Origin of the sequence: Candidatus Borrarchaeum sp. (genome assembly GCF_019058535.1) — an archaeon.
In the GTDB taxonomy this organism is placed as follows: Archaea; Asgardarchaeota; Sifarchaeia; order Borrarchaeales; family Borrarchaeaceae; genus Borrarchaeum; species Borrarchaeum weybense.
The window spans coordinates 1-11,175 of record NZ_JAHPYX010000061.1; the positions used below are offsets into that span (position 1 = coordinate 1).

An 11,175-nucleotide genomic window follows, 5' to 3' on the forward strand; every position below is an offset into this window, starting at 1 on the left:
AATTTTGCAATGAATTCTTATCTTATACAACTATCTCAGTATTGAATTAAATCCTAAAAAAAGAATTACTGCATGATGGCATGTGATAAGTGAAGAAATTGATCAGATTCCATTCAAACAAAAGAGTAATACTCGAAATAATTCTAAAAAAGTATGTTAAATAGAACCTACCTTTTTTTGAAGAATTTTATAGCGTTCTAGGGGTGTCATTCTGGAATATCGCTGTGTTGAACTACCTTTATGACCCAACCTTTGACTAATAATATGCTGTCGGACACCCTTATTTTGAAACAGTACCGCCATAGTATAGCGTAGTTCATGCTGTCGGAAGAATATTCCTGTTGATTCTGATAACCTTTGATAAATTTCATTAACTCTTTTTTTTGTTAATCTTATGGCTCCTTTCTTTCCGACATCAAAGAAGAAATAATTATGTTCTACTCGGTACAATTTTCTCAGCAGTAATTGTTTTCTAATCATAGTTTTTATATTCTCAGTAACAACTACATTCCTTCTTTTGTTCCGTTTTCCAGTAACAACAATAAAATGATCAGTTTCAAAGCCATCGATCATGTCCAAAGTGATTTTTTCGTATTCGTTTACTCTAAGACCTAGATTTAATCCTAGGTCAAAAATATTTCTGTCAATTGATACATCAATTGACTGTCGAATAATTTCTAGCTGTTCTTCTGACAAAGCGCGTCTTGTTGATTCTTCTGTTTTTGGAACTATATTGGGACGTTTTAATAAGGCTTTAATCTCTTCAATCTCACTAGGATCTATTATATATGGATCTATCTTTTTTCTCTTACACCATTTTTCAATCCACGTTAAAAATGCGGATATATGAATTGCTCGAGACTTCAGGGCTTGCGCACGATTCGGTCGAGCTCTATTATTTCTTTTAGAGTAACTACCATTCTTCTTTAAATAAAAAAAATACTCGGCGATAATAATTGTGTCTAAATCATCCCAACTTTTAGCCTTTGATCTTAAGAATGCATAGAGATCTGAAAGTGTGGCATAATAACATCGGATAGTACTATCTGTCAAAAGATCTTTCCTATCATTGATATATTGTTCAATTAATTCATCGCTAACATGATATTCAAGGTTTGTTTCAAGCCCCGCTTCTCTTAAGGCGGCATTCCACGATCCAAATTCCCTTCTATATATTGTTGGAGAAGGATAATCTTTGTTTGAATGAAATACTAAAGTTAAAGGTATGTTTCCTGTTCTTTCTTTGTAATTCCTTAAGAATTGCAGTAAATCTTTCTTTGTATATGATCTTTTATTTGGTTGGAATCCAAGTTTTTCGATTAATTTATTATAGCTACCATAATAGCGTACTAAACCTTTTCTTGAGAATCCAAGTTTTCCAAGTTCTCTTGCTGTTGGAACTTTTCCTGTTTTTTCTATGTGTTTCTTAAGTTCTTCTGCTTGTTGCTTAATATATTCATCAGAAAGTTTTTTAGTCATTTCTATTCATCGGTAGCGCATTTTGTTTAGGTTCCCCATACCAAGCCAAACAATTCGGCATACTCCACGCTTAAGTAATGTGTTACGTAATTTAAGTGTAGGGAGACCTGTGTGAAAGTGAAACACTATACTTCAGTTCATCTTCCCATTAAGTTGACGGAGTCTTCTTGTGAATTGATTATAAAAAAAGGAATAGGAAACAATAATGAAGTTCAAAAACACTAAACTTATAAGATAACTGATTATAACTTAAAATAGTAATACTCCTCAGTTAGAAATTCGCTATACTTTTTAAGGAATTAATATTGGATGTATTTACAGAAATATAGATAGTTAAATTCTATTTAATTAACAGAAAAGCAGAATTTTTTCGTCTACGTTAGCTGTTCTGGGGTGAAAAAGATATCAACAAAAAACATGTGGAACGCAATTCCGTTACGAAATCTAATCCTAAATGCAGTTTCTAAGAGACAGGGCGTTATATTAGATACGGATCTAGTAACTTTAGTTCAAAGAGCTGATAAGAATTCATCATTAGATCGGATAAACAAGGAACTAATGCGATTAGAAATCGAAGGAATCATTCATGTGAGCCAAATAACAAAAACAAAGAGACGAGTTGAAATAATAAAAGATAAACAGTTGGTAACAATAGCAGAAGACTGATTTATCTGTTAATGCTAGAAGACCTCCCAAGATGTTGAGGTTTCTTCTTGCGGAGGATTGATAACCTTAATTTGGAGGTGCATGAGTCTTTGAAAAAGATAAAGATATTGATTATGGGCGCAGCTGGACGTGATAGGTTTTATTAGTTTTAATAACCCACGAATTCCACAATTTTAACGCCTATTTCAAAGATAATGAAGTCTATAAGGTCTTTGCATTTACTGCAGCACAAATACCTGGTATTGAAGAAAGAAGGTATCCTCCTGAACTTGCAGGGCATCTGTATCCTCAAGGCATTCCAATATATTCTGAAGAACGGCTAATAGAACTTATTAAAGAATATAATATAGATCAAGTTATACTTGCATATTCTGATCTCGCGTTTGAAGATGTTATGCACAAAGCAAGTCTAGTCTTAGCTGGAGGCGCTGATTTTCGCCTAATGGGACCAAAGACGACCATGTTGAAGTCAAGTAAGCCAGTCATTTCTATAGTAGCAGTAAGAACAGGCGCTGGCAAATCTCCTTGTACTAGACGGGTAACAAAGATTCTTAGAGATTTTAATATAAAAGTTAGTATTATTCGACATCCCATGCCATATGGCAATTTAATAAAAGAAAAATGCCAAAAATTCGAAACTTTCGAAGATTTGGATAAATATGAGACAACGATAGAAGAAAGAGAGGAATATGAACCACATATTGCGAACGGATTTACGGTTTTTGCAGGAGTAGATTATCAATGTATCCTCGAAGAGGCTGAAAAATCTGGTGATCTGATTGTATGGGATGGAGGAAACAATGATTTTTCTTTTTACCACTCAGATCTTAGTATTTGCGTTGCTGATGCTCACAGACCTGGTCATGAATTGAGTTATTATCCAGGAGAAACTAATTTTCGGATGGCGGATGTTATTATCATAAATAAGGTTAATACTGCCCCGAAAGATGGAGTTAAGATAATCAAAGAGAATATAAAACGTGTTAATCCATCGGCTAAAGTAATAGAAGCAGCTTCCCCTATTACCGTTGATCAACCTTCTTTGATTCAAGGAAAACGAGTTTTAGTGATAGAAGATGGGCCAACACTAACTCATGGTCAAATGTCATACGGAGCCGGAGCGATAGCAGCGAAAAACCTCAACGCTGAAATCATAGATCCACGTCCGTTTGCCGTTGGTTCAATTAAAGAAGTGTATAAAAAATACACACATCTTGATCAAATTTTGCCTGCGATGGGATATGGAGAGCACCAAATTCAGGAATTAGAAGAAACTATATGTAATGCAGAATGTGATGCTGTTGTGATTGGCACACCAATTGATTTAACAAGGCTTATCAGTTGTAAAAAACCCATGACTCGCGTTAGATACGAACTGGAAGAGATCAGAGGACCAACACTTAGAGAAATTCTATCCGGATTTATAATCAAAATGGACTTACGCTAACTTTATATGTTTTCCCTTATGTAGAGGGGATAATTTTGAAAAAAGCAGTTCTAGCTATAGGAGGAAATGCGTTAATTGAAGAAGGCCAGAAAGGGACAGTTGAGGAGCAATTTGAAGTAGCAAAAAGAACTTGTACTCACATAGTAGGAATGATTACTGAGGGTTGGAACATTGCTTTAACTCATGGTAACGGACCACAAATCGGTCATATTCTGCGTCGTGTCGAATTATCAAGTCCTGAAGTGTATCCACTTCCTCTTGATGTATGTGGAGCTGAAAGCCAAGGTTTGATTGGTTATATTCTTCAACAAACATTAAACAGTTGTATGATCACATGCTCTTGTCCACACAAAAAGATAGTTACAGTTTTAACACAAGTTGTAGTAAATGAAAACGATCCTGCTTTTGAGAATCCCTCTAAGCCAATTGGTAGTCGCTATGATAAAGAAACAGCTCAAAAGTTAATGGAACGAGAGAAATGGATAATGAAAGAGGATGCGAAGGGAACTTGGAGACGTGTTGTTGCCTCACCTGAACCTATAGAAATTGTTGAAATAGATATTATTACAAAACTTTTCGAAGACAAAGAAGGAGTGATAACGATTTGCGTTGGGGGTGGAGGAATTCCTGTCACAAGGGATAAGGAAACTGGACTCTTACGAGGTGTCGATCACGCAGTAATTGACAAAGATCTAGCTTCAGGTCTACTAGCACAAAAAATGAAAGCCGATCTTTTTCTTATTGCGACCAATGTAGAAAAAGTTGCATTAAACTTTGGAAAATCGAATCAACAATGGTTAGATTCTATGAATGTTAAAGAGGCAGAGAAGTATTTAGCAGAGGGTCATTTCTTGCCTGGTTCAATGGCACCAAAAGTCACGGCAGCAATTCGTTATTTATTAACAGGAGGTAAACAAGTAATTATTACTTCTGTTGAAAAAATAGGCGAAGCAATTAAAGGAGAAACAGGGACTAACATCACGATTTGAATTCGTTTCTGTTTGAATTGAACTGATTATTGCCTTTTTTAATTAAAATAATCGCTTCGAGTAATTTTTGCATTAGAAATACAGAAATAGAAATAATCCTTCAGTTATATCATTCTTCAAATTAATTAAATAGGTAAAAGTCCATGTTTTGAGGGATAAATTTAAAAAAACTTAGCTTAGCAACTTCAAATACGGAGTTGAATAAACAAGTAACACTTTACATTTTATTTCTTTAAATCACACTAAATTGCTTAATTTTATATCAATCATTATTTTTGAGGTGGAATTGTTTTGGATGATACAGATGTACATTTGATAGGTATAGAACTAGGTACTTCTGGTTTACGAGTTGCAGTTTATGATCTAGATGGAAATATTATAGCTGCTAAGGAAACAGAGATTAAAGAACAAACAACAAATAATTGGCTTACTTCTCTAATTAGCATTTTCCCAACTGAATTACTGAAGAACGTTCCCTCTGAAAAGAAAATTCTTACCGTTGATGGAACCTCAGGTTCAGTAATTTTTGTTGATAAATATGGTGAACCACTCTTCCCGCCACTTATGTATTTCGAAAAAGCGAAAAAGGAAACAGTAGCTAGATTGTATGAAAGTGAATCTATAAAGGAACTCATAAATGGTGGAAGTAAAATCTCAACCACTTCTCCCCTTCCAAAGATCATGGAATTGAAACAGGAAAATCCCCAAGTATTTCAAAACGTTTATTGGATAATACCATCAACAACATGGCTTCTATATACACTTTTAATGAAAAAGAACAAGACATGGACAGATAATATTCAAACAGATTGGACAAATAGTTTGAAGTTAGGTGCAGATATTACAAAATCCCGCCCTGAATGGATTCACTCAATATTTGAAGAGGCAAAAATTGCTTCTGACTTTTTACTGCCACAAATTGTCGCTCCAGGAACTCCCATGGGTGTTGCAGAAAGTGAACTTGCAGAAAAATTGGGTATTTCAAATGCGACAATCTGTCAGGGTATGACTGACGGGACTGCAGGATCTTTAACAATGGGTTTATTGCATCCCAATGATACAGGAATTAATGTTGGAAGCACAACCGTTCCAAAAATCGTTGTCGAAGAAAAAGAGGATTTACCAATACATCCCGCCATATACTATCATCGTCATCCAATTAAAGGATATCTAGCAGGATCAGCTACAGGTGCTGCAGGTACTTTCTTTCGTTGGTTTATAGAACAAATTATTGGATTACCTTTAGAAGAAGCTATTCCTTTAGCCGAAAAATATGATTCACCGGAAAATGAATGCTTATTCTTTCCTCAAGGTGATCGAAGTCCTTTTGATGATCCGCAAATGGGTGCTGCGTTTCTAAATATGTGGCCAGCTGATTCAGAATCTCAACAAGCACGAGGCAATCTTATAAGAGGTCTAATCGCTGGTATGACACTTACGGAATCCATATACATTAAAATCTTTGAAGAACTCTTTGAACCTATCTCTGAAGTAAAGATACTAGCTAAATCAACCAAATGGCCATTCTGGAATAAACTTAGAGCCTCTATATACGAAAAGCCAATACGTATTGTTCAAGAAAAAACACCAAATATTGGTGCTCTAATGCCTGCCCTTCTTCAATTAAAACTGTATAAATCTCCGCAAGATTTAGAAAAATTAATACGTTATCAGGAAAAAGTTGATCCAGATCCAAACCTAGCGGATCTCTACAAAGATAAAAAACAGCGATATTATGGACAATGGCAAACACTCAAAAAGGTGTATCATGCCACATAAAAAAAGAATAGAACCTCTCAAGAGGTCTTAAAAGACTTTTTTGCGTCTCAGTTTTTCTTATTCTACCAAAGCTTCATCTATCTTTTCTTTAAATTCAACTGACTCAGTTAATGATGATTCTTCTTCGGTATCAGTTTCTACTTTTTCTGTTATTTCTTCCTTAACCTTTTTTGCAGCTTCTTCTTCTCTTCTTCTTCTTGCCTCTTCTGCTCTTCTTCTTGCCTCTTCTGCTCTTCTTCTTCTCCATCTCGCCTCTTCTTCTTCCATATTTCGCCTTACTTCTGTTACCTCTGTCTCTTCCTCTTTTTCTGTTACTTCTGTCTCTTCTTCTTCTTTTTCTTCCTCTTCTTCCTCTTCTTCTTCTTTTACTAGAAGTGAAGTTGGGGCTGCGATTATAACTTCTTCCTCTTCTTCTTCTTCCTCTTTTTCTTCCTCTTCTTCCTCTTCTTCTTCTTCTTCCTCATCATCTTTTTTCTTTTTCTTCTTCTTCTTTTTCTTTTCTTTCTTTTTTTCTTCCTCTTCTTCCTCTTCTTCCTCTTCTTCCTCTTCTTCTTCTTCCTCTTCTTCCTCTTCTTCTTCCTCTTCTTCCTCTTCAAACTCATATAAAATATCTGGCTCTAAGTCATCAATGTCCATATCGAATTTTTCGATAATCATATCAATTATTGCTACGCGGAACATCTCAGAACGAGAGGCGTAATAACCTCTATCAACTAATTCGTCCATGAAGCCAACCAAGTTTTTCGGAAGTTTTACTTTGACCTTTACTTTTTTCGCCATACATCATTCATCCTATGTATTGGGTACGTTTCCAATAATTTGATTAAGTAATCTACTGTACACAACTATAAAAAATTAATTTCATTCAAATCATATCGCACTAATATTAAAGCGGTTTAAAATTAATAAAAAGATTTCACTGAGGTTTTCATAAACGGGGGTAATACAATGTCTACGTTTTGGCGTACATCAATATCAAAAGTAGAACCTAGTAAGATTTTAATCAGAGGTTATCGGATCGAGGATTTAATTGGCAGGTATTCTTTTGCAGAAACAGTGTACCTTCTTTTCGCAGGTAAGTTACCTACTGAAGGAGAAGGACGTATAATGGACGCAATGCTAACATCATGTGTAGATCATTCGCTAGCATCACCATCAACTGATGTATTACGTTTTGTTGCCGCATCAGGAACTACAATACAAGCAGCAATCGCTGCAGGTATACTAACATTTGGTAAATATCATGCAGCTTCTATTGAGCCATGTGCTCAAATGCTACAAGAAGGAATAACAAAATTAGATCATGATCCACAATTGAATATAGAAAAGGTAGCACAGCAAATAGTCCAAGAGCATCGCAATGACAAGAAGAGAATTATTGGATATGGACATGCTTATCATAAAGAGGATCCTCGCACTAAGAAGTTATTGCAGTTCGCAAAGGAATTAGGCGTAGCTAAAGATCATGTGGCACTTGCTGAAGCAATTGAAGTAGAACTCGAACGACAAGTAGGTAAAAAATTGATTCTGAACGTTGATGGATCAATAGCAGCTATAATTTCTGATATAGGCATTGATTGGAGATTAGCCACTGCATTTTTCATTATGTCTAGAATTCCAGGTCTCGCGGCTCATTATTTTGAACAAATTACGAAAGAAAGACCATATAAATCAATCCCACTTAAAGAAATCTCTTATGAAGGTCCTGAGGAAAGAGATTTGCCTAAAAAATAATGAATAATGATATGATGCTGATTTAATATTTTCTTATAGGAAAGCATTTTCACGAAGAAAAAGAAACTCATTGATACGAAGGATAAGCAATTGCGAAATATTGACGCTGAAAATAATGTAATATCATTTACTGCTCGTCTTATTGCCTATTATCGGGCTCAAGAATCTAAATGTGATTCTCCTCTTATTGTTGATCCATTTGCAGAACGTTTAGCAGGTGATATGACTGCTTACTTTGATAAACATAGACATTTTTCACAAAACGATTATGCAATTGTACGAGCGTATTACATCGAGGAAAACTTACTCAGATCTTGGTGTAATACACAAGCCAAATCGCAAATAGTTCTTTTAGGAGCAGGTTTAGATACACGGGCGTATAGATATAAGCCTCTCCAAAAAGGCTTGCATACTATCTTTGAGATTGATTTTCCGATCATGAATCAATACAAAGAGAAGATCTTAGAAGATGAACAACCTCTTTGTAGTCTTATACGAATATCTGCTGATATTTCGAAACAAGACTGGGCATCCAAACTTATAACAAGTGAATTTTCTTCTGAAATTCCTACATTCTGGGTTTTAGAAGGCCTTGTTTACTATTTGGAACAGAAAGTTGTGGTCTGTTTGCTAAAAGAAATTGCACAGATGTGTACCGAAAAGAGTCAAATATTCGCAGATATCTGTGTTCCTATCCTTGCAGAACTTAATTTTGGTCCATTTGCTAAACATTTCAAGTGGGGTCTTAACAAAATTGATGTATCATCATTCTTCTCAAAAGCTGGTTGGAATGTATCGTGTTCATTTGCTGATGATTTTGATCAAGGACGAGATGTTGGGCAGCGAGGATTAATTTTTGTTCATGGAGAGAGAGCCAATACTAAATAAGTAGTTGTCTTTAATTCTTATATTTTCAAGAAAGTTCAGAAAATTATATAAGTTAAAAAAGATGCAGGCAGTCCGATTGCTATCTATCATTGGAATTTATTAAAGAAATTAGGTGATTTCTTGAGCGATTCATCCGGCTATCGAAATGTCATACTATCTTTAGCATTTCTTGTTACATTTAGCGTACATCTGCTGATGTTTTCTTATGGACCTTTAGTTTCAAGTATTATCTCTGAAATGTCATTAAATTTTACACAAGCTAGTCTTATTTTTTCGATTTCAATTATTGCAATTACTGTCATTCGAATACCATGGGGCATTTGTTGTGATCATATCGGATTTAAAAAATCTTTAGGGATTGGACTCTTTATCATGGGGATTTTTGGATTTCTTAGAAGTTTTAGTGGATCATTTATTGAATTATTAATCTATCAGTTATTCTTGGGGGTTGGTGTATCAGTTGTTATTCCTGCTATGCCTCATATGGTTTCAAATTGGTTTCCAAAAGAAAAAATAGGAAATGCAACAGGAATATATGTTGCGGGTTTCGCTTTCGGTAATATGATAGGTTTAGCTCTTACACCATTTCTCCTATCACTATTTGGTGGATGGCGTGAAGTATTTCGTGCTTATGGGATTTTTGAAATCGTCTTAACAATTGTTTGGTGGGCATTGGTAAAAGAATACCCAAATTCGTCAATAAGATCTCAGAAAGAAGAAAAAAATTCATCTTTACCTTTCAGAGATAATTTCTTTATGATACTAAAACAAAAAGAGACGTGGATTCTAAGCGGACTTATATTTATTTGCATGGGATGCTTTGATTCATTAAGCCTATGGCTGCCTTCAATCTTGGAATCAAAGGGTTTTCCCCTTATTACTGCGGGAATAATCGCTTCTTTATTAGCTCTAGGATTTCTCATAACAAGTCCAGTTAGTGGAACATTAGCCGATAGATTTCCAAGAAAAAGGATTATGCTGATTTTAGGACTTCTTAGTGGACCAGCAATCTTTCTCATTGGACTGGATTTTTCAATATCTATATGGGTCGCTCCTTTCTTAGCAGGCTTTTTTTTAATGGGAATCATGACAATAGCCTTTATGATCCCTGTAGATCATCCTAAGTTATCTCCATATGTTGCTAGCGCGGCCGCTATTATTTCGTCGCTTGGAAATTTAGGTTCGTTTATTTTGCCAGTTATGGTCGGATATACAAGAGATCTCACAGGATCCTTTTTTGTTGCACTTCTTTTACTCGCAATTATGGGTGAGATTACTGTTCTATTAGCTTTAGCTTTGAAAGAATCAAATGAAAATGGAAAAAGAAATTAAATACTAAAATAGTATATTAATAGTCTCTTTAGATAATAAAAGAAAACAATAGAATTCTTGAAAGTCTGGTCCTTTATGGATAAGGTGATCTATATGAGTGTAAGGAGTCTTATGATCAAAGATGTAATATATATCTCTAGTGATGCATCTATTAAAGAAGTTGCAGATTTAATGCTTAACAAAAGTGTAGGTTCTGTAATTATTCTCGAGAATAGTGAACCAATAGGTATCGTGACAGAAGGTGATTTAGTTCGTCAAATAATTGCTCAGAACAAAGATCCAAATATAACGAAAGTAAGGGAAGTGATGTCTCAACCGCTTGTTATAATAGGCCCAAATGCTTCTGTTGATGAAGCTGGAGAAATAATGGCTCGTCATGGAATCGAACGATTACCCGTGATTGAGGATGGAAAACTTGTGGGCATTATAGCTGAGCAAGAATTAACCGAATGGCATGCCAAAGAATTTGAAAAAGTAAAACGAAAACTAAAATTACTCAGCGGCAAATAGTGAACTACCTCACGCTAAAGCAGTGAGGCTTCCTGTTTCTGCGACCATACTTGCCTTAACGTAGGCTATCTGGTTCAGATATTCCAACGTTAAGGTAGAGGTATTAGTCTCCGCAGGCGTAACTTCGGTAGGTCCCCTACCTAGTATTCTATGTCCTTCGTGTTCTAGCACACGACTGCTGTTAACATCGCGATCTATTATCAGACCGCAATGATAACATACATAGGTGCGTTCAGCTAAACTCATGGGGCGCTGATGACCGCAACGCGAACAAGTCTTTGTGGAGGGGAAGAAACGGTCAATTTCCACCGGTGTATGCACCTTTATTTCAAGCATGCGAATGATTCCACC

General features: G+C 35.4%; 10 protein-coding genes and 1 pseudogene. 8 read left to right on the top strand and 3 right to left on the bottom strand.

Going from position 1 to position 11,175, the window contains the following annotated elements; all coding sequences use genetic code 11:
* Positions 1-156: 156 nt before the first annotated feature.
* Positions 157-1,479, bottom strand: coding sequence for a homing endonuclease associated repeat-containing protein (locus QVB70_RS03320; RefSeq protein WP_287583364.1), 1,323 nt, complete (start codon positions 1,477-1,479; stop codon positions 157-159).
* Positions 1,480-1,872: 393 nt separating this feature from the next.
* On the opposite strand from QVB70_RS03320, the gene QVB70_RS03325 reads away from it, so the two are divergent.
* From QVB70_RS03325 to QVB70_RS03340, 4 genes and pseudogenes are all read left to right on the top strand, one after another.
* Positions 1,873-2,145 carry a hypothetical protein gene (locus QVB70_RS03325; RefSeq protein ID WP_287583366.1) on the top strand — a complete coding sequence of 91 codons (273 nt, stop codon included), beginning with the start codon at positions 1,873-1,875 and terminating at the stop codon, positions 2,143-2,145.
* Positions 2,146-2,258: 113 nt separating this feature from the next.
* A pseudogene (locus tag QVB70_RS03330) lies at positions 2,259-3,592 on the top strand (cyclic 2,3-diphosphoglycerate synthase).
* Positions 3,593-3,624: 32 nt separating this feature from the next.
* The gene (locus QVB70_RS03335) at positions 3,625-4,581 is read left to right on the top strand and encodes a carbamate kinase (protein WP_342766540.1); all 957 of its coding nucleotides are present in this window, start codon (positions 3,625-3,627) and stop codon (positions 4,579-4,581) included.
* A gap of 291 nt (positions 4,582-4,872) precedes the next feature.
* On the top strand, positions 4,873-6,360 hold the full coding sequence (locus QVB70_RS03340; protein WP_287583372.1) for an FGGY family carbohydrate kinase: 1,488 nt from the start codon (positions 4,873-4,875) through the stop codon (positions 6,358-6,360).
* Positions 6,361-6,417: 57 nt separating this feature from the next.
* On the opposite strand, the gene QVB70_RS03345 is transcribed toward QVB70_RS03340, so the two are convergent.
* Positions 6,418-7,140 (bottom strand): ribbon-helix-helix domain-containing protein, encoded by a 723-nt coding sequence (locus QVB70_RS03345; RefSeq protein ID WP_287583374.1) that lies wholly within the window; start codon positions 7,138-7,140, stop codon positions 6,418-6,420.
* Positions 7,141-7,308: 168 nt separating this feature from the next.
* Between QVB70_RS03345 and QVB70_RS03350 the strand changes: the two genes are divergently transcribed.
* The 4 genes from QVB70_RS03350 to QVB70_RS03365 all read left to right on the top strand — a co-directional run bounded on the left by QVB70_RS03350 (position 7,309) and on the right by QVB70_RS03365 (position 10,824).
* Complete coding sequence (locus QVB70_RS03350) at positions 7,309-8,094, top strand: citryl-CoA lyase (protein ID WP_287583376.1); 786 nt, start codon at positions 7,309-7,311, stop codon at positions 8,092-8,094.
* 90 nt (positions 8,095-8,184) lie between these two features.
* The gene (locus tag QVB70_RS03355; protein WP_287583378.1) at positions 8,185-8,982 is read left to right on the top strand and encodes a class I SAM-dependent methyltransferase; all 798 of its coding nucleotides are present in this window, start codon (positions 8,185-8,187) and stop codon (positions 8,980-8,982) included.
* Between the two features lie 120 nt (positions 8,983-9,102).
* Positions 9,103-10,314: a nitrate/nitrite transporter gene (locus tag QVB70_RS03360; RefSeq protein ID WP_287583380.1), complete on the top strand. Its 1,212-nt coding sequence runs from the start codon at positions 9,103-9,105 to the stop codon at positions 10,312-10,314.
* Between the two features lie 93 nt (positions 10,315-10,407).
* Complete coding sequence (locus tag QVB70_RS03365; protein ID WP_287583382.1) at positions 10,408-10,824, top strand: cyclic nucleotide-binding/CBS domain-containing protein; 417 nt, start codon at positions 10,408-10,410, stop codon at positions 10,822-10,824.
* A 9-nt stretch (positions 10,825-10,833) separates the two neighbouring features.
* On the opposite strand, the gene QVB70_RS03370 is transcribed toward QVB70_RS03365, so the two are convergent.
* Positions 10,834-11,175, bottom strand: a 342-nt coding sequence (locus QVB70_RS03370) for a zinc ribbon domain-containing protein (RefSeq protein ID WP_287583385.1), incomplete at its 5' end; no start/stop codon positions are given.

Excerpts from the sequence above, each read along its gene's own strand:
- QVB70_RS03320 (WP_287583364.1), bottom strand. The coding sequence starts at position 1,479 with ATGACTAAAAAACTTTCTGATGAATATATTAAGCAACAAGCAGAAGAA.
- QVB70_RS03345 (WP_287583374.1), bottom strand. The coding sequence starts at position 7,140 with ATGGCGAAAAAAGTAAAGGTCAAAGTAAAACTTCCGAAAAACTTGGTT.
- QVB70_RS03365 (WP_287583382.1), top strand. The coding sequence starts at position 10,408 with ATGAGTGTAAGGAGTCTTATGATCAAAGATGTAATATATATCTCTAGT.
- QVB70_RS03350 (WP_287583376.1), top strand. The coding sequence starts at position 7,309 with ATGTCTACGTTTTGGCGTACATCAATATCAAAAGTAGAACCTAGTAAG.